Source organism: Nisaea sediminum, from assembly GCF_014904705.1.
In the GTDB taxonomy this organism is placed as follows: Bacteria; Pseudomonadota; Alphaproteobacteria; order Thalassobaculales; family Thalassobaculaceae; genus Nisaea; species Nisaea sediminum.
In genome coordinates this window covers 455734-477698 of sequence record NZ_JACZCQ010000003.1, presented here as the reverse complement: position 1 = coordinate 477698, position 21965 = coordinate 455734, and the positions used below count along the sequence as shown (strand labels likewise).

Sequence of the window (21965 nt, the reverse complement as noted above, 5' to 3'; positions counted from 1 at the left end):
AATGGTTCTCAAATCACTGCGTTTCGCGGGCGCTGTACTGGGCCTGCTGGGTGTGGCCGCGGGCTCGGCCGCTGCTCAGGAAGTGAAAGTGACTCCGCTCGGCAGCCATGACGGAGAATTCTGCCGCTTCGACAGGGCTATGATGTTCGAGGATCCCGACGGCACGCGTATTCTCTATGATGCGGGCCGCACCGTGGCTGGGGCCGGCGATCCGCGTCTCGGCAAGGTCGATGCGCTGCTGGTCAGCCACATGCACGGCGACCATGTCGGCGACCGGCATATCGATGCGGTCAATGCGGGCGAATGCGGCGCGCCGATGATGGGGACGGTCGCCGCGCCGAATACCAACACCGTGAATATCGCGCTTGAGAAATCGGCGCTCATCGTCACCGGGAGCGAGATGCCGAGCTTCTTCGCCAGCAAGCTGAAGGCGCTGGGCGGGGATCCGAAGAAGTCGGCGCTGGTCCGTTTCGGTGCGTCGCGGAAGGTCGGCGGCGTGACCGTCACGACCGTTCCCGCCGCGCATTCGAACGGTGTCAACGGCGCCTTTATCGAGGGCGAACTCGGCAAGCTGTTGTCGTCCGCCGGCCTGACCGCCTATGCCGGACCGCCGACGGGCTATGTGCTGACGTTCAGCAACGGTCTGGTCGCCTATCTCTCCGGTGACACCGGCGTGACCGCCGAACAGCGCACGGTCGTCGGCGAACAATATGGTGCCGAGCTGGTGGTGATGAATATCGGCGACACTTTCACGACCGGACCTACCGAGGCGGCTTTCGTCGTGAACGAGCTTATCAAGCCGGCTTCAGTGATCCCGTCGCATGCGAACGAGATCGGAACCAAAGGCGGCAAGGTCATTGCGGGAAGCAAGACCGACGCCTTCATGAAAGCTCTGAAAGCGCCGTCCTATCTGCCGTTGAGCGGAAAGACCCTCGAGTTTGACGGTGCCGGAAAGTGCGTCTCTGGCTGTTAGAGGGGGCTCGGAGCCAACCTAAAGAACCCGCCGTCGGGGGACCGGCGGTGGGTTCTCGGTCGGACGGGACCGCAGGGAGGGGGTAGGCGTTACCCCTCCGGCGCGCGGTTCGTGAAGCTGAACACCAGCATGACACGCTCGACGCTCTGCGGTGTCCCGAACGGCAGTACCAGCGCGGTAAAGTATTTCCCTGGCTTCCTAGCCCAGTCCGCCGAGCCTGCGGCGTAATCGGTCACGGCGCTGTTGCGGCATTGAAGCAACCTGTCGAGAATAGGTCCGGCGCCCTCGATCTCGCTGATCTTCAGCCCGGTGAGATCGCGTCCCGTGGCTGCGCGTATTCCGGTCCCCGTGATCCGGATCTTGAAATCGTCCTCTCCCGCGGGCTCGACGACGGTCAGGAGGGGAAGCGCCTTGCGTGGAAATTCAACCGGATCGAGTGCGGTCTTGGGGGGGACCTGGCCTTTCCCCCGCACCTTCAGCCAGTACTCATACATCGCCCTCTGAGCGTCGCTGCTCAAATCTCCGGAGAAGAAATCATTGATTTGTTCTTGTCCCGTCATTTCCCCTCGGCGTGTCCTGCTTCAGTGTGTTTGTGCCGTAAACAACATCAGAACACTATTGTGATTCAATCTGAGCGATATTTCGATCCATCCGCGCCGCGATGTATTCACGTTGTGGGAATGTGCCAATAATGCTGTCGCGGCAATGTGACTTGGTGTTGAGCGGCCCCTGACGCAAATTCCCTCCTATCGAACGGGGTTCAATCACTGCGAGATTGGAGGACGGACATGTCGCGCCTTCCCGGATTGCGTCACGCTTTCCTTGCTGCCTGCCTGCTTGCCGGTGGATTTCAACTGGGGCCGGTGCCCGCCGCCGCGGCGGAGGATCCGGTCTATACCGGCTTTCTTTCGAATGTCGCAGTGGATGGTTACGACCCGGTCAGCTATTTTTCCCCCGGGGGGCCGGTAAAAGGCTCGGCCGAGTACACCTTTTCCTACAAAGGCGCGGAGTGGCACTTCGCCACAGCCGGGAATCGGGACCTGTTCCGGCAGGATCCCGAAAGATACGCCCCGCAATATGGCGGCTATTGTGCCTGGGCCGTGGCGCAGGGAAGTACGGCGAAAGGCGATCCCGAGAATTGGAGGATCGTGAAGGGGAAGCTCTACCTGAACTACAATTCCGACATCCAGAAGCGCTGGGAGCAGAGCATCCCGGAAAACATTCAGGCCGGAGACCGGAACTGGCCGCGCGTGCTTGAGTGAAGTGCCGGATCGGCAAGTCTCCGCGGCTCGCCTCAGACCGATAGCTCCGCTACCCTCCCCGAAACATCGAACGAAGGGGGAAACGATGGCAGAGAAGATTGGTCTGGTGGGGCTTGGAAATGCCGGGCTCGCGGTCGCGACGGCATTGTTGCGGCACGGGCCGGTTGCGGGTTTCGACCGCTCGCCCGAACGCAGGCAACTCGCGGCGAAGGAAGGTGTGGAGGTCGTGGAGCAGCTTTCCGGGCTCTCTACTCCGACGCCCTCGCAAATCGTACTGTCGCTGCCGAAACCCGAAGCCTCTCTGGAGGTCGTTGAGGCGATTTGCAGCTGGACGGACAAACCGTCGCTGATTGTCGAGACCAGTACCGTCACTCCCGATACAGCGAAACGGTGTGCCGCGCTTTGCGCAGATGCCGGGATCGCCTTTGTGGACGCGGCTATCGCCGGTGGTGTCGCGAGCATGGCTGCAGGTGAGATCACGTTCTTCCTCGGTGGCAGCGAAGAGAGCAAGGCGTCGGCGCGGCCTTTGCTGCAGTCGATCGCGGCGCAAATCTTCGATCTCGGGCCGGTTGGCGCGGGAATGGGAACCAAGGTGGTCAATAATGGCGTCATGCATGCCGTCATGGTGGTTCTGATCGAGGCTTTCGCGATGGCGCGGAAGCTCGATGTGCCCTCGGAAACGCTTGTCCAGATCCTCAATCGCGAAGAGGGACTGTTACGCCCGCTTGTCCATCGGGTCGGCGAGCGGATGCGGGACGGGAACTATCAGAGCGGGATGTCCGTCACCAACGCACGCAAGGATTCTGTGCTCGCGCTCGAGACGGCGCAGCAGCTCGGTGTGCCTCTGTTCGCCACACTGGCGTCTCACACGCCTTACGAGATCGCGGAGGCGAAAGGGATGGGCAGCCAGGATTACGCCGCCTTGGCGAAGCTCTGGGAAGATTGGTGTTCGATCCATTTCAACCGCTAGTCGATGACGTTTCAGGGCGCGGTTTCCCTGGGCGCGGGTAAATTCAGCGTTTATTTCTGAAGCGTCTTCTGGTGGCAGGACGCAGTCCGTGTTAGGACCAGAACGGTTGGTTTGACCGGACTGCCGTCTCGCCGATTGCCGGTCGGCGACGGTTATGTCCCAGAGGAGCGCTGCCGTTCGATGACTTACGGTGACTCGGGTTCGCAGGTTGGAACTGAACTCGATGCGATCTCCGGACGTATGCGGACGCAGACCCTGCAAGTCCTGCTACATCACTGGCGGACGATCAAGGGCCCGCTTCTGATGCCAAGCCGCCGGCAGATCGATCCGGTGGAATTCGGGTCCATTCTGCCGCGGATCTGGCTTTGCGACTACGAACCTGAGAGCAACAGGTTCCGCTACCGGTTGACCGGTGAGAAAGTCGCCAAAAGGTTCGGGCACAAGCTTTCAAAGCATTATCTTGATGACAATACCGACCCGGACTATTACCCGAGGGTGCATCGCTATTACCGAAATGTCGTCGATCTTCCGGCCGTGCTTTACATCTACGGTCGGCTCTACGCCGAGACCGCCAATCCGATTCACGGGGAGCGGCTCCTGCTGCCGCTCTCCAATGATGGACGAACTGTCCAGAGCGTTATCGGCGCGACTGCGGAAATCCCCCGTCTGGAGCCGAGCGGGGAGCGATTTTTGCCGGAATATCAGAAGCATACCTATATTACGCTTGAGACGGGAGCGGTTATTGAAGAGACTCTTCCCGTCTAGATCGAGCCCCGTTCGAGGTTCTTTGACGTTAACCTTCATCCCGCTCGTTGGTAGTCTGGCGGTCCGCATCCTGGGCGATCTGGGATGGGCATCTCAAGACAGGAGCATTCTCTGAATGACTTCAATTCTGGTCGTTGACGATGACAAGTCTCTGCGCGATCTCCTGGCGGGAATTCTGCGCGAGCAGGGCCACGAGGTGCAGACCGCCGAGGAAGGAAATTCCGCGCTCGCTTTGATGGAAGAGGCGACGTTCGACCTGGTGATTTCCGACATCATCATGCCGGGCAAGGAGGGCATCGAGACGATCCGGGAAATCCGGTCGCTTCACCCCGACGTTCGGGTCATTGCCATGTCAACCGGGGGTTCTCTTGGCAACGCTCAGATCCTGGAATATGCCCGCATGATCGGCGCTCACGAAGCGATCCGGAAGCCGGTCGAACTTCCCGCGCTAATTGAGATGATCGCGCGGATGTTTCCGTAACGCCCCATTTCCCTTTCAGAGGGACGGCCGGTCGGTGCGCGCCAGTCTGAACAGTTCGGCATAATGACCGGCGAGAGCGCTTACCGAGACCTCCATATCTCCCGCGGCGTCCTTCTCTTCGACCCAGATCCGTATGCCGGGCCGATGCTCGACATGGAACCAGGCGAGCCAGGTAAAGAGCAGGCGGCGGAACCAGGCGGGCATGCCGCGTTGATCCCCGAAATCGACGATATGCAATGTGCCGCCCGGACGGAGCAGGGCTACCGCGCGGTCGAGTGCGGCGCGCCACGGCGGAATCATCGAGAGCGAATAGGAGAAGACGATATGATCGAAACCCTCCGGCTCATCGAACGTCTCCCCGGGGTCGAACCGCTCGGCATAGGCGAGGCCGAGCCGGATCCGGTCCTCTAGTTCCATCCGGCGCAAGGAGGCTTCCGCGGTTTCCAGCATCTCGGCTGAAGCGTCGATCCCGAAATAGCGGCAGTCTGGATAGCGCCGCGCCAGCTTCGCGAGATTGCGCGCCGTACCGCAGCCGATCTCGCAGATCGACTCTCCGGGCACCGCGTTCAGGTCCCGGATCAGCCGGTCGCGGCCCAGCAGGTAATATTTCCGCGTGAGGTCGTAGAAGTGCCGCTGGACCCGGTAGATCCGGTCCATCTTCTCCCCGGCATCCTCCGATATGGGGTTAGTCCCGGCGGATGTAGAGATGGAAGCCTCCATAGATCGATGAGCGGTCGCGCCGGCAGAGATCTTCCGACTCCTCCGCCCGGTACTCCCAGCGATCGAGGATCTCGTCCGGCACGCGCCCCGGTAGCGGGCTCTCCTCGCCGGCCGTGCGGAAGATCACCCGCGCGCCGGGTGCCGAGGTGCGCAGAATCTCTGTCCAGAGCGCGGAGAGCTGCTCCGCGTTCATCCAGTCCTGCGCGTCGAGCAGAATGTATCGGTCGAGGCTTGCGGCCTCGCGCGCACCGAGGAAGTCGGTCATCGACGCCTGCACCACATCGACCTTCGGTGCGGTCTCTCGCAGCGTCTCGTAGTTGCCGGCGTGCAGGTATCGTGGAATGGCCTGGCGCTTCGTCCGGTCGTAGCCGCGCCCGAAGGCCTGCCACGCGAAGTAGTTGTCGTCGATCGAGAAGTCGCAGGCGAGCCGCTCGAGACGCGAGCGCATGAGTCCGGCCATGTCGCCGCCGGCCGAGGCGGAGAGCGCCTCGAACTGTGCCGGCGGGATGCCGAGACCGTAGAACGAGACCGGCAGACGGCAGAGCGCGCGCACCATCCGGCTGTCGAAGATCGGGCCGATGATGGAGTCGAAAAGGGCACGCTGCTCCTGCAGGGTTTCCGCTTCCAGGATGTGGCGCGGGTTCTTGCCGTGGAGGCGGGCAATCAGGTGCAGCAGGCCGATGAAGCGGCCGAGCAGACCGAACTCGTAGACATTGCGGGTGAACATGTCGATGCGCCGGCCGCGCAGCCCGCGCTTGCTCCAGTAGGCCCGGGTCTCGGCATCGAGATGCGGCGCCAGGTCACGGAAATAGACCCGCTTGTTCTCGCGTTCGTCGGCGTGGCCGAAGAAGCGGAAGAAGGTCTCGTGGTCGGGCAGCTGCTTCAGCGCCGTCAGTTTCAAGCGGGTGAGCGCGACATGGGCCGGATTGAGATCGACGGCCTGGATGCTGGCCGGACGCTCGGTCAGATAGTTCAGGATATTGCAGCCGCCGGACGCGATGGTGAAGACCCGGCTCTCCGGCGTGAGTTGCAGCGCCTCGAGGTCGACCTCGGGATCTTCCCAGATCTGCGGATAGACGAAACCCTTGAAGGCCATGGTGAACATGCGGTCGAGAATGCCGCGTTTGGTCAGCTTGTGGCCGCCGCCGGCGGTGACGGCGTTCTGGAGCAGGGGGTTGGCGGACATGGGTGCGAACTCTCCCGGATGGCGCGGTGCCGGGCGGATGCCGCCGGACCGGTCCATGCTTGGGGAAGCTCATACGGGATTCGTGTTTCAGCTTTGTTTCAGGGCGTCATATGCCTGAAATCATGAAGTATTATCGCCGGCGCGGCATCGCGCCGGGGAAGCCGGGCAAGCGCCGAATCGCTCCTCAGGCGCGGCCGTGTGCGGCGAGGGTTTCGCGTCCGCTATGCGTCGCTTCCACGATCGCGCCGGTGCCGTCGACATGGCGGCGGACGACGAAACCGCGGTCGACCGCTTCCTCCCAGACGGTGAGACGCGGACAGGAGGTGCGCCAGGCCTCCATCACCTCGCCATAGGGCCGGGGTTTCTCGGCGACCCATTCGACGAGATCGAGAATGAGGGGCATCGGGGTATCGTCCATGGCCTTCTCCGGATTGCGAAAGCTGATACAACGTCAGAATAGCATGAACCGGGACAAGGCATCCAATGCCGCAACGCCTGCTGAGCCTCGCAATTGCCTCCTTGCTTCTCTGGTCTGTGCCGAACGCGGCGGCGCGGGGCGCGGAAGGGCTGATGCGGGCGGACGCGGCGACGCGGGCGATCTGTACCGCGCCGCTCGCAAATCCTGAGGGGCTGCTGCCGGACGACATTTCGCTGGCCCGTCGGAGCGGCGCCCTCAATGCGGACAATTCCGGACGTCGGTTGCTCACGCTGGACATGGGCGAGGGCGGCGAGGCGGTCGTCGACATGCTCCTCCAGGGCGGCGCCCTGCGCCGTCTGCGCATGGAGCTCAGCGCGCCGGCGTCCGGTGAACTGCGCCCGGAGGCGATGGTGCAGTACGGCCCGGACTGCATGCCGGCCTTGGCCCGCCGGCTGGTATACGGCGAGCGGCGCGATGTGCCGGTCCGGCTTGAGCATCTGCAGCCCGACCTTGCCACGGTATCATTTGTCGAGGAGCTCGACCCTCCGGTGCCGCCGGGTGCCGATCCCGGCGGGGTGACGGTGGCGCAGATCGACAGCGGGGTGAATTACCTGCTGCCGCATCTCGCCGCCCGGCTGGCGCGCGACGCCTCCGGGCGGTCGCTCGGCTACGATTACTGGGACATGGACCCGCGCCCGTTCGATCTCGACACCTCCCGCTCGCCATATTTCCCGCTCAGGCACGGCACTGCCGTCGCCAGTATCCTGATCGCCGAGGCGCCGGAGGTCCGGCTGCTGCCCTATCGTTATCCCCGGGGCAACATGGAGCGGATGGCGGAACTGATCGCGGCGGCTGATGCAGCGGGCGCGCGCATCGTCCTGATGCCGCTCGGCAGCAACGACGCGCGGGAGTGGGACGCTTTCCGGCAGGCGGCGGAGGCCCGTTCCGACATGCTGTTCATCGTCTCCGCCGGGAACGACGGACGGAACATCGACACGGCGCCGGTCTATCCGGCAGCCTTCCCGCTCGCCAACATGATCACCGTCACCTCCGCCGACGCCTTCGGGCGGCTTGCGCCGGGCTCGAACTGGGGGCGGCACTCGGTCGACCTGATGGTGCCGGGCGAGGGGATCGAGACCATCGATCATCGCGGTGCCGTCGCGCCCGCCTCGGGGAGCAGCTTCGCCGTGCCGCGCGTCGCCGCACTCGCCGCGCGCCTGCTGGCGCGGAACCCGGACTGGAGCACAGAAAAGCTGATAGAGGCGATCCGCATCCGCACCGCGCGGGGGTATAGGAGTGCGCCCGCAGACGTTGCGTGGGGCTGGATCCCGAACCCGGCGGACGATGGGCGCTAGGGCCGGATCAGCGCCGCTTCGGGCGCGGCGGCGGGTTTTCCAGAAAGCGTTTCGCCACCGGCAGCATCTGCGGATTGACCGTCTCGATCCGCTCGTAGGCCCGCTCGGCCAGCGCCCGGTCGCCACCCCAGATACCGGCCTGCAGGGCCAGGCGGAGCACCTGATGGTCGTCGGGCAGATGCTGCATCAGGAAGGCGAGATGCGGGATTTCCTCCTCGTAGCGCGCCGCGAGGTGATAGCTGACGGCAAGGCCCATCCGCGCATTGAGCGCGTTCGGGTCTTCCTCCAGCGCCGCCTCGAAGAGCGCAATGGACTCGTCGAACCGGCCCTTCATGCCGAGCACCTGCGCCGCGAGATCCATGTTCTGCCGGTTGCGGCTGCGGCTGCAGGAGGTGGCGAGCGCGCTTGCCTCCTGATCGCTCAGCGGTGTCTGGTCGGCCCTGTGCCGGTCGAGATTGAGCATGCAGATCCGGATCGCGCCGCCGATCTCGTCGCTGGCTGCCGAGAAGTCCGCGCCGCTCTTCTGGCGCAGCTCGGCGATCGCCGCCGCCGGGATCGCCTCGAAACGTCCGTCGCCACCTGCCGCGACGATCCCGGCCAACCGTCCGTCCGCCCCGACCAGGGCGCCGCCGCTATGGGCGGGCTGGCCGTAGGCGGTGTGATGCAGGCGGGCGAAGGGATGACCGTCGGCAGGAGCCAGCAGTATGTCACCCGGATCATAGGCGCGGATCCGCCCGAAGGAGACGTCGGCGCCGACGGTGAAGAGCGGAGCGCGGACGGGACCGTCCGCCGGATCGAGCGCCGGTCCCGCCGGCAGGCCGGGGGCGGAGAGCAGGATCAGGTCGGCTTCATAAGCCGAAGCCACCACGCTTGCCTTGATGCGCTCGCCGCTCTCCAGGAAGAGCTCGACCTCCGTCACGTCGGCGATGAGGTGACGGGTCGTGACCAGCTCGGTGGCGGAGAGTCGGGTCGCGCTGCCGATGCCGCCTGGCCCCGAGATGGCGAAGACCGATCCGCGTGCGGCACAGACCGGCTCCGGCTGGCGGCACTCCTCCTGGGCTTCCGCGGAACCGGAGAACAGGAAAGCGAGCAGCAGCGCCGCTGCGATATGGCGCCGGAGGAGGGGCTGTGTCACCTTGTCGAACCGCATCATCCTCAATCCGCATGAGACGGAGCGACCGGGAGGAGACATCGATGGCGCGAGCTCGGACCGGGCCGCTGTTGCTTCTTTTCTGCCTGTTTTTCGCCGTGGCTCCAATGGCGAATGCGCAGACCGACGCGCGCAAGGCCTGGGCGGTGGCGGCGCCGTCCGTCTTCGAGGTCGAGCCGACCTGGCCCGGCTACGAGCGCCCCGGCTTCGGGGCGCCTGCCGGGACCGCTCCGGAAGGCACCGGTGTCGCGATCCTGCGCTCCGGTCTGATCGCGACCGCCGCGCATGTGGTGCTGAAGGCGACCGAGGTGCATGTCGTCGCGCCCGACGGCACGCGGCTGGAGGCGAAGGTCCTGGGCCTCGATCAGCGCACCGATATTGCTTTCCTCGGGATCGACGCCGCGACAACTCCGATCGCGCTGTCCGAGATCCGCCCGGACACCGGTGCGCCGGTCTGCGCGCTCTCGAACGCCTTCGGGCTCGGGATCGGTATCACATGCGGCGTGGTCTCGGCGAACCGGCGCTCCGGCATCGGCTTCAACCGGGTCGAGGATTTCCTGCAGACCGACGCGGCGCTCAATCCGGGTTCCTCCGGCGGCGCGCTGGTCGATCTCGAGGGCCGGCTGGTCGGATTGCTGTCCGCTATCTTCACGAAGGATTCGGACGCGAATATCGGGGTCAATTTCGCCGTCTCGACCGAGCTGCTGCTGAAGAGCGTGCCGGACGGATTGCGGTAGTCATTCTCTTTCAAAGCCAGTCCTAAGTTCGTCATCCTCACGCAAGTGGGGACCCAGGGAAGACGGGCGGCGCTCTAAGATCCCTGGGGCCCCGCGTTCGCGGGAATCACGACCTTGAAGTGGGACGTTGAGCTGTTTCGCTCCGCTCCGGAGAGAGTGAGTTTCACGCTGTGGTCTTGCTCCCGGCCGCCGGCTCCGGGAGACTGCCGCGCAAAGTCGTTGATGGAGGAAATCCGATGACCGCCCCGCTGCCCGGCCCGTTCGAAACCCTGACCCTGGAGCAGCCGTCCGAGCATGTCCTGCTGCTGACCCTCGACCGGCCCGACCGCGGCAACGCGCTGAACACCCAGATGGGCTTCGACCTCCGCGATCTCTTCACCGAGCTCTACCGCGACCAGCGCGGCATCCGCTGCATCGTCGTCACCGGGCGCGGCGAGAAGATCTTCTGCGCCGGCGGGGATCTGAAGGAGCGCAACAACATGAGCGACGAGACCTGGCAGACCCAGCACGCGCTCTTCGAGCAGGCGGTCCGCGCGATGCGCGACTGCCCGATCCCGATGATCGGCGCGATCAACGGTGCGGCCTTCGCCGGCGGCCTCGAGATCGCGCTCTGCTGCGACTTCATCTATATCGCCCCGAACGCCCGTTTCGCGCTGACCGAGGTCACCCTCGGCATCATGCCGGGCGCGGGCGGCACCCAGAACTTGCCGCGCGCGGTCGGCGTCCGCCGGGCGAAGGAGATCATCCTGACCGGCACGCCGTTCAACGCCGAGCAGGCGATGGAATGGGGGCTCGCGAACAAGCTCTGCGAGGCCGGCAAGGTGGTCGAGGATGCGCTCGCGACGGCGGAGAAGATCGCCTCCAACGCGCCGATCTCCACCCGCCAGGTGAAGAAGGCGATCGACGTCTCGACCCAGCTCGACCTCCATAACGGCTACGCCTTCGAGATCGAGGCCTACAATCGCATGGTCCCGACCGAGGATAGGCTGGAAGGGGTGCGGGCCTTCAACGAGAAGCGCAAGGCGGAGTTCAAGGGGAAGTAGTTTTGGCTTTACCCTCTCTTCCCTCTATTCATGGTCGTCATCCCCACGCAAGTGGGGACCCAGGGATGACGGTCTGAGCTCCATGATCCCTGGGTCCCCGCGTTCGCGGGAATGGCGACTTTTTGGAAGGGAAGTGAGCGAGCTATAACCCAGCCCCCGCGCGCCATTCGGAGAGCGGCAGGAAGCTCGGGATCTTCCGCGGCGCTTCCGGGAGCAGCGAGATGAACTCCAGAGAATGGCCGTCCGGATCGTCGAAATAGACGCTCGCCGCCGGCATCCAGCTCAGCACCACCGGCTCGTCTATCGGGTCCTGGCCGTTCTTCGTCGGCGTCAGCCCCGCCGCCTTCAGCCGCGCGACCGAGCGCTCCACATCCTCCAGCGCGACCTGGAAGGCGATGTGCAGCTTCATCCCCATCGGCGCCGAGCCGACGCCCCAGAGCCCGAGCATCGCCTTCTCCGCCTCCGGCACCCAGAAGAAGGCGACGTTGCGGTCCTTCACCACGTGGGCCAGCGGCAGGCCGAGCACGTCCCGGTAAAAGGCGATCGAGCGGTCGAGGTCGCGGACGGTCAGGTGAGCCTCGTAAAGGCCCTTGATGGGGACAATCATGGGTGTTTCCTTATTATCAAGTGATTTCTTGAATAATATGATCGACGAAGGGATATGGCAAGGCCTGCAGCCCGGTACCTCCTCGCGCGCGCCGGCCGAGCGCTAATGATTTATTAGGCAAATATTGGTAATCGACTGGGTTAGTTCGCGTGATGAACGAACCCGTTCGGAAAGAATCTTGGAAACCTTGTCCCCTCAGCTGCGGGCGTTGATCGACGGACATCCCCATGTCCTGTGCGACAGGCTCGCGGCCGAGAAGATCGACGGGTTCGGCAAATCGCTCTACCTTGCGGATTTCTGGACGAATCTCCGTGCACAGCATCGTGCGCAGCGCACGACCATCGACCCTCTCGCGCTCGGTGCGCCGGTGCTGCCGCATATCGTTCTGCTGGACGTCATCGGAGAGGGAGACGACTTCCGCTGGCGGCTCTTCGGGGGCGCCCATACCGACGAATACGGCATCAACCTTACCGGCATGCATCTGAACGAGCTGAAGAAACACAATCCCGCGACGGGAGAGGTCGAGCTGATTTTCCGGCACGCCACGGAAACGCGGGAACCGACCTGGTACCGGATCGATTATGTGAACGACCGCGGCTGCCGGCGCGCCTGCTGCGGCGTCATCCTGCCGCTGTTCGACGCGAACGGGACGATGGTCACGCATCTCCTCGGCTGCAGCGAGTGGGTGAACCGCTAGCGGCGCTGTCCCGCCGGCCGGTGTCTCCGGGCCCTCAGCTCCCGTCCCGCAGCCAGCCTCTCGCGGCGCCTATGTTTCCGAACACCCTCGTCTCGACGCTCAGCTTGCTGACCTGAACCTGCGCGGCCAGGGCCTTGGCGAGGATCGGGTTCAGGTCGCCCGTCGCGACCAGCGCCGTCCGTGCGCCCGGGCCGCGGGCCGGAGCGAACTCGGCGACAGCGTCGATGATCATCTTGAACCTGTCATAGGCAATCTCGGAGAGGCTCGCCGCGCTCAGATCCCAGATGCAGAATTTAGACGGGATCCGCGAGTAATGGCTTCTGATCGCATCGACAGCCTGCTCGGCCTTGATGATCCCGGCGACCCGAAACACGACCAGATCGTCTTCTTCCACCAGGATATGAATGGGCATTGCTCTCCATTCCCTTATTCGCAGGGAAAGTAATCTTACGCAAAAATCTGCGCGGGATGTCTGGAAAATCCGATTGTACCCGCAATCCCGCTCGTCATTCCGGCGAAGGCCGGAACCCTGGGGAACGCGGCACGCGCCCCACGATCTCTCGGCCCCAGGGGTGACGGATCTCGATGGGTATGCGGACCGGAGCCCCGGCTTCAGGGAGCGCCGAGTGCGTGGGAGAAACTGTTTCGGTTCAGCTATCGCATGCAGGTAGCCTTACGCGAGGCGACGTCAGCCGATATGCCGGATGGGGAATGACATGTCAGAGATAAGGGACGACGAGGGGACGGGACGACCCGCATCGCCCCTCCACTGGATCAGACTGGCCGCGGTCTATCTCCTGATCCCGGCGATCCTGCTGCTGTGCGGCGGGGAGCTAGGCTGGTGGCAGGCGTGGCTCTATTCCGGTCTGGTCATCGTCGCCGGTCTCGGCGGACGTATCTGGGCCGAATGGCGGCATCCGGGGCTGATGGCCGAACGGCAGGATGTCGGGAATTTCCGGAAGGCCAAATCCTGGGACAAGGTGCTGGCGCCGCTGATGGCGGTGAGCATCGGCTATCCTCTGGTGATCGCGGCGGGGCTGGACCACCGCTTTCACGGCTCCCCGGAGTTTCCGCTCTGGCTCAACGCCGCCGGCTTCCTGCTGATTACCTTCGGATACGGTTTCGCCGTCTGGGCCCTAGCGGAGAACCGCTTCTTCTTCAGCGTGGTCGTCGTCCGGACGGACCGCGGGCACGTCGTCTGCGATACCGGGCCCTACCGGTATGTGCGGCATCCGGGCTATGCCGGAAACATATACGCCCTGTTCGGGATCGTTCTCGCCCTGGACTCGCTCTGGACACTGATCCCCGTGGCGGTGGCGCTGGTCGTTTCGGTGATCAGAACGGCGCTCGAGGACCGGACCTTGCTGGAGGAACTGCCGGGGTATCGGGACTATGCGCGCCGCGTGCGGTACCGGTTGGTTCCGGGGGTGTATTGAGGGAGAGTATCTGCTGGACTCAGTGTTGTGTCCCCTTGATTGCTAGAGGTTTAATCATGAAAAATGCGGTGGTTTTGATACTGATAACCATCGTCGTTTGGATGGGCGTTAGGATCGCGGATCTAGAACGGCAGAATTACGCGATGATTACCGGGCTTTGTGCACCTGAGACGCCGTCAAGCCTGCCATCGACCGAGTGTTTGATGTCAGTGAAATCGCGAGAGTCTTTTCTATGGGATCTGTTTTATGGACTTCTTGGCTAAGATTTTAAATCCGTTGCCGGTCTGATGCTGCGCAACTTAAGGCGCTCTAGGCCACATTTAATTCCTCAACCGCAGCCATCACATCCCCCACCGGGATAAGTTCCGGATCCTTCCCGCCGTAATCTTTCGAATCCACAATCGTCAGCCGCCTGGCGCTCGGCGCGTATTTCGCCGGGTCGTGCTTGCTGAAGAGCGAGACCAGCGGCGCGCCGCCGGCGGCCAGCATGTGGCCGCTGCCGCTGTCGTTGGCGAGCGCGGCCGAAAGCCGGCCGGCGAGGGCCATGACGAGGACCGGGCCCTTCAGGTCCGGGCGGCTGTCTTTGCGGTCCCATTCGGGGAAGAGGGCTTCCGGCACGGCTTCGCGCCAGGCGGGGACCTTTGCCGCTTCTTCCGGTCCCGCGAAGAAGACCGGGATGCGGCCCTGTTTCACCTGTTCCTTCGCGACGGCGAGGAAGTTCGCTTCCGGCCAGACCTTGACCGTGTCGCCGGCGCCGGGGGCGATGCCGATATAGGTTGGGCCGTCGGGCAGCAGCTCTGTGGCGAGCACCTTGTACTCAGGCGCTACCGGATCGAATGCCGGCATGGTCTCCGGCCGAGGCGCCGCGAGGTCGGCCAGGAAGGTGAGGGCCTTCAGCAAGTGGCGGTCCGGCTTGGCGCCGCCTTTCGGCTTGGCGTCGGAGAGGAGGAACCCCGCCGCCGGGCTGATGAAGCGGCCGTGGCGGATGCGGCGGGCGTTGAGGGAGCGGCGGAGCGTCATCTGGGTGTCGATCACGAGATCGAAGCGGCGGCCCTCCAGCGGGCGCGGGGCCCAGGGGAGGAGGGCGGCGAGATCGTCGCCGATCCCGGCGTGTTCGATCACCTCGTCGAGCAGGTCCTTCACGACCGGCGCCAGCACCGTCGCGTACATCGACGGACCGAGCCCGGCGAGCCAGGTGATCTTCGCCTCCGGAAAGCGGGCCCGGAGATCGACCAGGAAGGGCAGCTTGAACAGGCCGTCGCCGATGGTCTCGCCGCAGGAATAGATCAGGACCGTTTCGGGGCGTTGCGTCATGGCGGCAAATCGGCGGTTGGAAGGCGGGCGCACTATGACCGATCTTTGCTTCCGAAACCACACGTGCTAGCCAACGCACAACCTGACATTCGCTGGACGGACCCCATGAGCGACACCATCCTCGTTCCCATCGCGCCGGGCGAGCTGCTGGACAAGATCACTATCCTCGAGATCAAGCTGGAACGGATGGAGGACGCGGCGAAACTGGCCAATGTCCGCATCGAGTTCGACGCGCTCGATGCCGTGCGGCGGGAGAAGCTGCCTGCGAGCGCGGAACTGACCGACGCGACGGCGCGCCTCAAGGCGATCAACGAGGAGCTCTGGGTGATCGAGGACGATATCCGCGACTGCGAGCGCGGCGGCGATTTCGGGCCGACATTCATCGAACTCGCCCGCGCCGTCTACCGCACCAACGACCGGCGCGCGGCGATCAAGAAGGAGATCAATCTCCTGCTCGGTTCCGCTCTGGTGGAGGAGAAGTCCTACAAGGACTATCTCGCCCCCGGAACGGCCGGCGCGTGAGATCGCGATGAACCCGGACACAATCCGGAGCCATGCCGGAGACCGGCGCTTTGCGCGGGTCCGCTTCTGGGTCCTGGCGCTCTCGCTCCTGGTTTTCGTACCGGTCGGTATTCTCGCCAAGCAGGCGATGGCGACGCTCTTCATCGCCGTCGCGATCCTGCTGCTCGGCGCGGTCTGGCTGGAGCGACGGCGCCTGCCGCTGCCCGGGCGGCCGGTGCTGGTCGCCTTCGGCGTGGTGCTGCTGCTGTCCCTCGTCGGACCGCTTGCGGGCGGCTTTCCACTCGATCTTGTCCGGACCATGCCGAAGCTCGGGCTGCTGGCCCTGCTGCTGGTGACCGTCTCTGCTGCGCCTGAGATCGCCGCAGGGGTGGCGACCCGCAAGCTCGCTTACCTGCTTGCGCTCTCGCTCTGCCTCGGCGCGTTGATCCTCGCTGTGGAGATCCATTTCGATGCGCCGCTCTACCGTTTCTTCTCCGGCAAGGGGGACGCGGTGGAAGTCGCGCCGTCGCGCTTCAACCGGGGCAGCACGGCGCTGGTGCTGCTGACCTGGCCGGCCGCCGCCGCGCTCTGGCTCGGCGGGCGGCGGATCTTTCCTGTCGTGATCCTGCTGATCGGCCTCGCGGCGGCGCTCTCGGGCGAGTCCGCGTCGGCGGCGCTCGCGGCCATCGTCGCGCTGCTCGTCCTGCCGCTGGCCCTGCTGCTGCCGCGCTTCGCCGGGGCAGCGATCCTTGCCCTCTCTACTCTGCTGATGCTCGCGGCGCCCTGGATCTTCGCGGATATCCTGACCCGCGTGCCGGATTATCTCTCCCTGCTGCCGCCGTCCTTCGCCGAGCGGCTGGAGATCTGGAACGCGGCCTCGCGCGCGGTGCTGGAGCAGCCGTTGCTCGGGCAGGGGGTGGGGGCGATGCGCGTGCTCGAGGTGCCCGAAGCGCTTCGGGAGAGCTACGCGCTCTTCAAGACGCCGACCACCCATCCGCATAATGCGGCGGTGCAGATCTGGCTCGAGTTCGGGCTGTTCGGAATCGTCGCCGCGCTGGCGCTCCTCTGGCGGCTGGTCCTGGCGATCGGCGGGAAACCGCAGCCGGCCCGTGCCGCGGGACTCTCCGCGCTTGCCGGAGGGCTCGTGATCGCCTCGGTCTCCTACGGGATCTGGCAGGAAACCTGGCTCGGCATCATCGGCTTCACCATCCTTTGCTTCGGCGTTCTCTGCCGCGACGATAGCGCTTCCGACTGATCGCTTTTCCGCGCGCGCAGGCTGGTGTTAAGTGGCGGAAAGAAAACACGAAGCGAAGCGGGGAAGCACGGCATGACGGGTTATACGGCGGTGGACAGGGTCGGCAGGATCGGCATTCTCGGGGGCGGCACGATCGGCGCGAGCTGGTCGGCCTATTTTCTGGCCCGCGGCTACGACGTGACCGCTTGGGATCCGGGACCGGGTGCCGAGGCCAAGCTCCGCGCCTTCGTCGACAATGCCTGGCCGCAACTGACCGAACTCGGGCTCAGCGCCGGCGCCGACCGCAAGCGGCTCTCCTTCGTCGCGACGCCGGAAGAGGCGGTCGCGGGCGCCGACTTCATCCAGGAAAGCGCGCCGGAGCGGCTCGACGTCAAGCGCGAGCTCTACCAGAAGATCGACGGAGCGCTCGGGCCGAGCGCGATTTTCGCCTCCAGCACCTCCGGTCTCGTCATGAGCGAGATGCAGCAGGGGTTGAAGAGCGCGCCGCGCATGGTGATCGGCCATCCCTTCAACCCGCCGCATCTGATCCCGCTGGTCGAGGTCGTCGCCGGCAAGGAGACAGATCCCGCTGCTGCCGACTGGGCGATGGCGTTCTACCGCCATGTCGGCAAGCACCCGATCCGGCTGAAGAAGGAACTGAAGGGCCATCTCGCGAACCGCCTGCAGGCGGCGCTCTGGCGCGAGGCCCTGCTGGCTGTGAAGGAGGATATCGCCTCGATCGAGGATATCGACGCCGCGATGTCGCAGGGGCCGGGTCTCCGGCTCGCCCTGATGGGGCCGCACATGATTTTCAACCTCGCCGGCGGCAAGGGCGGCATGGCGCATTTCTACGACCATATCGGCCCGGCGATGGAGGCCTGGTGGGAGACCATGCAGGAGACGCCGAAGCTCGACGCCTCGCTCCGCGCAGCGCTGATTGCGGGGGTTGAGGAAGAGGCGGCGGGCCGTTCCATCGACGATCTCGAAGCCGAGCGCGACGGCAAGCTGATCGCGCTCCTGAAGATGCTGCAGGCGAAAGGATAGGGCCACCCGTGTCCAAGGGTTCGAAATCGACCATCGTTGTCGGCGCCGGCATCGTCGGCATCGCGACGGCGCTGCGCCTGCAGATGGACGGCCGCAAGGTCACCGTGATTGATCCGAAAGCGCCGGGGCGTGCGACCTCCTTCGGCAATGCGGGCTCGATCGCCGTCGGGGCAGTCTATCCGACGGGCTCGCCCGGCAATTTCAAGCAGCTGCCGAAAATGCTCTTCAACCGCAGCGGTCCGGTCTCCATCCGCTGGTCCTACCTGCCGTGGCTGGCGCCCTGGCTCTGGCGCTTCTTCGCCGCGAGCACGCCCGCCAGGGTTGAGCAGATCTCGCGGGAGCTGAGCGCCCTCGTGGCGCCGGCTGGCGAGGCGCACAAGGCGCTGATGAAGGCGCACAGGATCGAGGGCATCGTGAAGCCGCTTGGCTGGCTCAAGGTCTATACCGGCGAGGCCTCCTTCCGCAGCACGCTGGAGGAACGCCTGGTGATGCAGAAGCTCGGCGTCAATCTGCAGCTGCTGAACCAGGACGAGCTCCGACAGCTCGAGCCGGGCCTCGCGCCGAGTTTCACCCACGGTGCGTTCCAGCCGGACAATCTCTTCGTCACCAGCCCGGTGAAGCTTGCCGAGGCCTATGCGGAGGCCTTCACGAGGCTGGGCGGCAGCATCCTCGCCGAGAAGGCGGTGCGTTTCGAGCGGGACGGCAACCGGGTCAGCCGCGTCGTCACCGATCTCGGCATTCACGAAGCGGAGCATGTGGTGATCTGCGCCGGCGCCTGGTCGGGGAGGGTCTGCGAGCGGCTCGGCATCCGCATTCCGCTCGATACCGAGCGCGGCTATCACCTCAATCTCGTGCAGCCGGAGTACGGGCCGACACTGACCCGGCCGGTGGTGATCGGCGATCACGGCTTCGTGCTGGCACCGATGCAGGATGGTATTCGGCTCACAAGTGGTGTAGAGTTCGCGGGAGTGGATGCTCCGGAAGATTTTACGCGCATAAAGAGAATGCTGCCACTGGCCCAAAAGGCACTTCCGGGACTTTCTGTAAACGTTACTCGGGAATGGCTCGGGCATCGTCCCTCAACGCCGGATAGTAAACCGGTGATTGGTTCGGCACCCGGATTGGAGAATGTTTTTCTCGGCTTCGGTCATGGCCATATCGGCCTGACGCTTGCCGCCCGGACAGCCGACCTTCTGGCCGACAGTATCGCTGGACGGCCCAGTGACATTGACCTTGCTCCTTTCGAAGCCGACAGATTCTGAGGTCTCACAAATCAGACTTATTTTTTGCGGATTTCTGCCGAATATTTCGCTGAAACTCCAATGTGCGGAAAAACATTGCCCGCGCCTGCCATTGCGCTATGAGTCTATAGGGACTCTTCACAGCCATGCAAAATGCCACCGAGGAGGGGAGAAGCATGAAACGCCTTCATTACCCGAAACTTAAGATTGCCGCCGCTGTGTTCGGCGCGGTCCTGCTGTCCGGTTGTGCCGGAATGCAGCTCGAAAATGCACGCGAGGTTGAGCCAAAGGGAACCGACTTCACCAACGCGCTCTACAAGGAATACATGCGTCTGTCGGAACTTGAATTCCTTGAGGCCGACTACGCGGACTCCGACGCTTTCGCGCTTCGCGCGATCGCCGCGGCCAACAACCAGCCGACGGCCCCGGAAGAACTTGCGGCACGCAACCTGCCGGCCGCGCACAAGGGTGAACTCGCCACGGCCCGCCGCGAACTCGTAGAGGCGCTGGATGCGTCGGCGACGCAGAAGGCTCCGGTCTTTGCGGCCATGGCCCAGGCTGCGTTCGACTGCTGGATGCAGGAGCAGGAAGAAAACTTCCAGCCCGAGGACATCGCTGCCTGCCGCGCCGACTATGATGCGGCGATGAAGGCGATCAGGCTCGCCATGAAACCGGCTCCGGCCGCTGCGGCTCCGGCTCCGGCACCGGCTCCGAAGGCGCCCGAGCGTATGGCGGCGACCTACACGGTGAATTTCGACTTCGACTCCGACGGCATCACTGCCGCGGCGAGCGCGATCATTGCCGAAGCCGGCATGGCGATCGACGAGATGAAGGCACGCACCGTGATCCTCTCCGGTTACACCGACCGGGCCGGTTCTGTGAGCTACAACCTGAAGCTCGCCGAACGGCGCAACAAATCGGTTCTGAGCGCTCTCGATATCCGTTCGACCAAGAAGATCACGGGGCTCACCGAGTTCAAGGTCTATGGCGAGACGGAAAACCTCGTCCCGACCGAGGACGGTGTGAAGAACGCCGAAAACCGCCGCGTGAAGATCGAGATCATCCGCTAAGCGGTTGACCCAACTTCCAACGGAAAGGCCGCCCTCGGGCGGCCTTTTCTTTTGCCGGCAAGGCGCCGCCGCGCCTCTCAAACCGGATTGATCAGCCGGTGCAGATCGAGTGACGGCGGCGGCACATCGGTCTGCGAGAGCAGGGCGTGGACCTGGCCGCGGTGGTGGGTCTGGTGGTTGAAGAAGTGGGGAAATGCGATGCGAGCGCGGTCGGTGACATCGAGGCCCTGGTTGTTGATGTAGCGATAGGTGCCGTCGAGATTGCTCTCCGTTATGCCGTCGAAGAAGGCCTCGATTCTCGTGTCCATTTCGGTTCGCGCGATGCGCAAATCGGCGAAATCCTCGTGCAGGATCGTGTCGAGGTCGGTCGAAGGATGTACCCTGCCCTCGAACCGGGTGATCCAGATCCGGTCGCCGAGCAGCACATGGTTCAGCGTGCCATGAATGCTGTTGAAAAAGGCTGGACGGATTTTCTTCAACTCCGTCTCGGAAAGTCTGGCGCAGGCGTCGTAGAGCACTTCGTTGGCCCGCCGATTGTACCGCGCCATGGTGCGGAAATGATCGGCAAGGTCGCTCATCCGAATTTCTCCAGCCCCATCATGGTCTGGCGGATGATCTGGCGGGAGCGCCAGAGAACCATCTCGTACCAGTCGTCCATCTGCGGCGAGTAGTGGTTGCGGATCTGGTTCTTGATGCGCTGGGTCTCCGGATCGCTCCAGTCGACCTCGCCCCTGTTGTGCAGCCAATGGTCCTGGCGGAGCGCGATCAGGCCGCGGTCGCCGCTATAGGTACCGTATTCCAGCGCGACATAGGTGTAGTCATCGCCGAGCTTGGCGTTCCAGAGCTCGCGCGAGGTTCCGTGCAGCGGGATGGAGGAGGAGGTGCCGAGTTCCGGCACGCCGACGGAATCGCCGTACATCTCCACCACCCGCTGCATGCCCTGGCTCCCCGGCAGGTGGGCGCAGATCGGCTCGCCATAGCCGAACGGGCCGAGGCCGGTGTGATAGTCGATCACCGCGACGAGGGAGCGGTCGTCCAGCTTGAAATCCTCGATGATCTTTTCCAGCGTCTGGCGTGACCAGGTCGGACCGAAACCGCCGAAGAACATGCTGTGGGCGTGGCGGTACTGACCGGCCTTGCGCGCGGTCTGGAAAGCCTGTTCGCCATGCGCCGCGCGGAATGCGGCGATCTTTTCCGACGCCTTCTTCAGCGTGGCCTCGTCGAGCGCGGCCGGGACGAGGGCATCGACCAGTTCGTCATGCCCGGGGTTCTCTGGCACCGGCTTCGTGAAGTCGACATAGTTGCGGTTGAGGTCGCAGCCTTCCTCGGTGACGCGGCGGAGCCAGGCGAAGCCGTACGGGTTCAGCGCGTGGATATGCAGCGCCGCCATGTCCGGGCCGAGGCCCTGACGGGCGCCGGAGAGGAACCAGTCGATCTGCGCGCCGGAGCCGCAGAAGCCCTCGACCCCATGCGTCGCCGAGATCGTCACCAGAACCTTCTTCGCATCCTTCGGCCCGACCCAGGCGGCGTCGCAGGCGAGTTCCTCGCCGTTCGGGCCCTTGTTCGGGTTCAGATAGGTGGTGATGTCGGCGCCCTCGCGCTCGGCGGCGGCGAGGAAACGGGCGCGGGCTTCGGCATAGTCCTTCGAAAAGGCGTGATCGAGGAATTCGAGGATGCTCATCAGGTCGGGTCCGGGAAACGGGGCGGGATTCAATCGCGGCGGAGAGTAGCAGGAGATCGGAGGCAACCACCACTTCCGTA

The 21965-nt window shown here is 64.4% G+C and carries 25 protein-coding genes; 15 read left to right on the top strand and 10 right to left on the bottom strand.

Annotated elements, in window-relative coordinates:
* Position 1: 1 nt before the first annotated feature.
* Positions 2-973, top strand: a complete 972-nt coding sequence (locus tag IG122_RS07340) for an MBL fold metallo-hydrolase (protein WP_193181997.1) — start codon at positions 2-4, stop codon at positions 971-973.
* 89 nt (positions 974-1062) lie between these two features.
* On the opposite strand, the gene IG122_RS07335 is transcribed toward IG122_RS07340, so the two are convergent.
* Complete coding sequence (locus IG122_RS07335) at positions 1063-1491, bottom strand: PAS domain-containing protein (RefSeq protein WP_193181995.1); 429 nt, start codon at positions 1489-1491, stop codon at positions 1063-1065.
* A gap of 270 nt (positions 1492-1761) precedes the next feature.
* Here IG122_RS07335 and IG122_RS07330 point away from each other — a divergent pair, with 270 nt between their 5' ends.
* The 4 genes from IG122_RS07330 to IG122_RS07315 all read left to right on the top strand — a co-directional run bounded on the left by IG122_RS07330 (position 1762) and on the right by IG122_RS07315 (position 4451).
* The gene (locus tag IG122_RS07330) at positions 1762-2235 is read left to right on the top strand and encodes a YHS domain-containing (seleno)protein (protein WP_193181993.1); all 474 of its coding nucleotides are present in this window, start codon (positions 1762-1764) and stop codon (positions 2233-2235) included.
* 85 nt (positions 2236-2320) lie between these two features.
* Positions 2321-3205: an NAD(P)-dependent oxidoreductase gene (locus IG122_RS07325; protein ID WP_193181991.1), complete on the top strand. Its 885-nt coding sequence runs from the start codon at positions 2321-2323 to the stop codon at positions 3203-3205.
* 111 nt (positions 3206-3316) lie between these two features.
* Positions 3317-3970, top strand: coding sequence for a PAS domain-containing protein (locus IG122_RS07320; RefSeq protein ID WP_193181989.1), 654 nt, complete (start codon positions 3317-3319; stop codon positions 3968-3970).
* 115 nt (positions 3971-4085) lie between these two features.
* Positions 4086-4451, top strand: coding sequence for a response regulator (locus IG122_RS07315; RefSeq protein ID WP_193181987.1), 366 nt, complete (start codon positions 4086-4088; stop codon positions 4449-4451).
* 15 nt (positions 4452-4466) lie between these two features.
* Here the strand turns inward: IG122_RS07315 and IG122_RS07310 are convergent, their stop codons facing one another.
* From IG122_RS07310 to IG122_RS07300, 3 genes are all read right to left on the bottom strand, one after another.
* A complete protein-coding gene (locus IG122_RS07310; protein WP_193181985.1) occupies positions 4467-5108 on the bottom strand; it encodes a class I SAM-dependent methyltransferase in 642 nt (213 codons plus the stop codon).
* Between the two features lie 28 nt (positions 5109-5136).
* Positions 5137-6357 carry a DUF3419 family protein gene (locus tag IG122_RS07305; protein WP_193181983.1) on the bottom strand — a complete coding sequence of 407 codons (1221 nt, stop codon included), beginning with the start codon at positions 6355-6357 and terminating at the stop codon, positions 5137-5139.
* Positions 6358-6541: 184 nt separating this feature from the next.
* On the bottom strand, positions 6542-6775 hold the full coding sequence (locus IG122_RS07300) for a hypothetical protein (RefSeq protein WP_193181980.1): 234 nt from the start codon (positions 6773-6775) through the stop codon (positions 6542-6544).
* 65 nt (positions 6776-6840) lie between these two features.
* On the opposite strand from IG122_RS07300, the gene IG122_RS07295 reads away from it, so the two are divergent.
* A complete protein-coding gene (locus tag IG122_RS07295) occupies positions 6841-8130 on the top strand; it encodes a S8 family serine peptidase (RefSeq protein WP_193181978.1) in 1290 nt (429 codons plus the stop codon).
* 7 nt (positions 8131-8137) lie between these two features.
* On the opposite strand, the gene IG122_RS07290 is transcribed toward IG122_RS07295, so the two are convergent.
* Complete coding sequence (locus IG122_RS07290) at positions 8138-9265, bottom strand: trypsin-like peptidase domain-containing protein (RefSeq protein ID WP_193181976.1); 1128 nt, start codon at positions 9263-9265, stop codon at positions 8138-8140.
* Between the two features lie 59 nt (positions 9266-9324).
* On the opposite strand from IG122_RS07290, the gene IG122_RS07285 reads away from it, so the two are divergent.
* Entirely contained in the window at positions 9325-10017 is a 693-nt protein-coding gene (locus IG122_RS07285; RefSeq protein WP_193181974.1) for a S1C family serine protease, read from the top strand.
* A gap of 236 nt (positions 10018-10253) precedes the next feature.
* Entirely contained in the window at positions 10254-11060 is an 807-nt protein-coding gene (locus IG122_RS07280; RefSeq protein WP_193181972.1) for an enoyl-CoA hydratase/isomerase family protein, read from the top strand.
* A gap of 142 nt (positions 11061-11202) precedes the next feature.
* Here IG122_RS07280 and IG122_RS07275 read toward each other — a convergent pair whose 3' ends face one another.
* Positions 11203-11667: a VOC family protein gene (locus IG122_RS07275; protein WP_193181970.1), complete on the bottom strand. Its 465-nt coding sequence runs from the start codon at positions 11665-11667 to the stop codon at positions 11203-11205.
* A 178-nt stretch (positions 11668-11845) separates the two neighbouring features.
* Between IG122_RS07275 and IG122_RS07270 the strand changes: the two genes are divergently transcribed.
* Positions 11846-12364, top strand: a complete 519-nt coding sequence (locus IG122_RS07270) for a PAS domain-containing protein (RefSeq protein ID WP_193181968.1) — start codon at positions 11846-11848, stop codon at positions 12362-12364.
* 34 nt (positions 12365-12398) lie between these two features.
* Here IG122_RS07270 and IG122_RS07265 read toward each other — a convergent pair whose 3' ends face one another.
* Entirely contained in the window at positions 12399-12776 is a 378-nt protein-coding gene (locus tag IG122_RS07265; protein ID WP_193181966.1) for a hypothetical protein, read from the bottom strand.
* A gap of 304 nt (positions 12777-13080) precedes the next feature.
* On the opposite strand from IG122_RS07265, the gene IG122_RS07260 reads away from it, so the two are divergent.
* Positions 13081-13800, top strand: coding sequence for a methyltransferase family protein (locus IG122_RS07260; protein ID WP_193181964.1), 720 nt, complete (start codon positions 13081-13083; stop codon positions 13798-13800).
* Between the two features lie 309 nt (positions 13801-14109).
* Here IG122_RS07260 and IG122_RS07255 read toward each other — a convergent pair whose 3' ends face one another.
* Positions 14110-15114, bottom strand: coding sequence for a glycosyltransferase family 9 protein (locus IG122_RS07255; protein ID WP_193181962.1), 1005 nt, complete (start codon positions 15112-15114; stop codon positions 14110-14112).
* Positions 15115-15219: 105 nt separating this feature from the next.
* Here IG122_RS07255 and IG122_RS07250 point away from each other — a divergent pair, with 105 nt between their 5' ends.
* The 5 genes from IG122_RS07250 (at position 15220) to IG122_RS07230 (ending at position 20204) form a co-directional block, all read left to right on the top strand.
* On the top strand, positions 15220-15636 hold the full coding sequence (locus IG122_RS07250; RefSeq protein WP_193181960.1) for a DUF6165 family protein: 417 nt from the start codon (positions 15220-15222) through the stop codon (positions 15634-15636).
* A gap of 7 nt (positions 15637-15643) precedes the next feature.
* Positions 15644-16870: an O-antigen ligase family protein gene (locus IG122_RS07245; protein ID WP_193181958.1), complete on the top strand. Its 1227-nt coding sequence runs from the start codon at positions 15644-15646 to the stop codon at positions 16868-16870.
* A gap of 72 nt (positions 16871-16942) precedes the next feature.
* Positions 16943-17893 carry a 3-hydroxyacyl-CoA dehydrogenase NAD-binding domain-containing protein gene (locus IG122_RS07240; RefSeq protein ID WP_193181956.1) on the top strand — a complete coding sequence of 317 codons (951 nt, stop codon included), beginning with the start codon at positions 16943-16945 and terminating at the stop codon, positions 17891-17893.
* An 8-nt stretch (positions 17894-17901) separates the two neighbouring features.
* Complete coding sequence (locus IG122_RS07235) at positions 17902-19155, top strand: NAD(P)/FAD-dependent oxidoreductase (RefSeq protein WP_193181954.1); 1254 nt, start codon at positions 17902-17904, stop codon at positions 19153-19155.
* Positions 19156-19310: 155 nt separating this feature from the next.
* On the top strand, positions 19311-20204 hold the full coding sequence (locus tag IG122_RS07230; RefSeq protein ID WP_193181952.1) for an OmpA family protein: 894 nt from the start codon (positions 19311-19313) through the stop codon (positions 20202-20204).
* Positions 20205-20281: 77 nt separating this feature from the next.
* Here the strand turns inward: IG122_RS07230 and IG122_RS07225 are convergent, their stop codons facing one another.
* Positions 20282-20782 carry a DinB family protein gene (locus IG122_RS07225; protein ID WP_193181950.1) on the bottom strand — a complete coding sequence of 167 codons (501 nt, stop codon included), beginning with the start codon at positions 20780-20782 and terminating at the stop codon, positions 20282-20284.
* Positions 20779-21885 (bottom strand): M14 family metallopeptidase, encoded by a 1107-nt coding sequence (locus IG122_RS07220; protein WP_193181948.1) that lies wholly within the window; start codon positions 21883-21885, stop codon positions 20779-20781. The genes IG122_RS07225 and IG122_RS07220 overlap by 4 nt, the downstream gene beginning before the upstream one ends.
* Positions 21886-21965 lie beyond the last annotated feature (80 nt).

Bases quoted from the DNA above. Each gene is read 5' to 3' on its own strand.
- IG122_RS07340 (WP_193181997.1), top strand. From the start codon at position 2: ATGGTTCTCAAATCACTGCGTTTCGCGGGCGCTGTACTGGGCCTGCTG.
- IG122_RS07330 (WP_193181993.1), top strand. From the start codon at position 1,762: ATGTCGCGCCTTCCCGGATTGCGTCACGCTTTCCTTGCTGCCTGCCTG.
- IG122_RS07325 (WP_193181991.1), top strand. From the start codon at position 2,321: ATGGCAGAGAAGATTGGTCTGGTGGGGCTTGGAAATGCCGGGCTCGCG.
- IG122_RS07315 (WP_193181987.1), top strand. From the start codon at position 4,086: ATGACTTCAATTCTGGTCGTTGACGATGACAAGTCTCTGCGCGATCTC.
- IG122_RS07310 (WP_193181985.1), bottom strand. From the start codon at position 5,108: ATGGACCGGATCTACCGGGTCCAGCGGCACTTCTACGACCTCACGCGG.
- IG122_RS07305 (WP_193181983.1), bottom strand. From the start codon at position 6,357: ATGTCCGCCAACCCCCTGCTCCAGAACGCCGTCACCGCCGGCGGCGGC.
- IG122_RS07300 (WP_193181980.1), bottom strand. From the start codon at position 6,775: ATGGACGATACCCCGATGCCCCTCATTCTCGATCTCGTCGAATGGGTC.
- IG122_RS07295 (WP_193181978.1), top strand. From the start codon at position 6,841: ATGCCGCAACGCCTGCTGAGCCTCGCAATTGCCTCCTTGCTTCTCTGG.
- IG122_RS07285 (WP_193181974.1), top strand. From the start codon at position 9,325: ATGGCGCGAGCTCGGACCGGGCCGCTGTTGCTTCTTTTCTGCCTGTTT.
- IG122_RS07280 (WP_193181972.1), top strand. From the start codon at position 10,254: ATGACCGCCCCGCTGCCCGGCCCGTTCGAAACCCTGACCCTGGAGCAG.
- IG122_RS07275 (WP_193181970.1), bottom strand. From the start codon at position 11,667: ATGATTGTCCCCATCAAGGGCCTTTACGAGGCTCACCTGACCGTCCGC.
- IG122_RS07265 (WP_193181966.1), bottom strand. From the start codon at position 12,776: ATGCCCATTCATATCCTGGTGGAAGAAGACGATCTGGTCGTGTTTCGG.
- IG122_RS07260 (WP_193181964.1), top strand. From the start codon at position 13,081: ATGTCAGAGATAAGGGACGACGAGGGGACGGGACGACCCGCATCGCCC.
- IG122_RS07255 (WP_193181962.1), bottom strand. From the start codon at position 15,114: ATGACGCAACGCCCCGAAACGGTCCTGATCTATTCCTGCGGCGAGACC.
- IG122_RS07250 (WP_193181960.1), top strand. From the start codon at position 15,220: ATGAGCGACACCATCCTCGTTCCCATCGCGCCGGGCGAGCTGCTGGAC.
- IG122_RS07245 (WP_193181958.1), top strand. From the start codon at position 15,644: ATGAACCCGGACACAATCCGGAGCCATGCCGGAGACCGGCGCTTTGCG.
- IG122_RS07240 (WP_193181956.1), top strand. From the start codon at position 16,943: ATGACGGGTTATACGGCGGTGGACAGGGTCGGCAGGATCGGCATTCTC.
- IG122_RS07230 (WP_193181952.1), top strand. From the start codon at position 19,311: ATGAAACGCCTTCATTACCCGAAACTTAAGATTGCCGCCGCTGTGTTC.
- IG122_RS07225 (WP_193181950.1), bottom strand. From the start codon at position 20,782: ATGAGCGACCTTGCCGATCATTTCCGCACCATGGCGCGGTACAATCGG.
- IG122_RS07220 (WP_193181948.1), bottom strand. From the start codon at position 21,885: ATGAGCATCCTCGAATTCCTCGATCACGCCTTTTCGAAGGACTATGCC.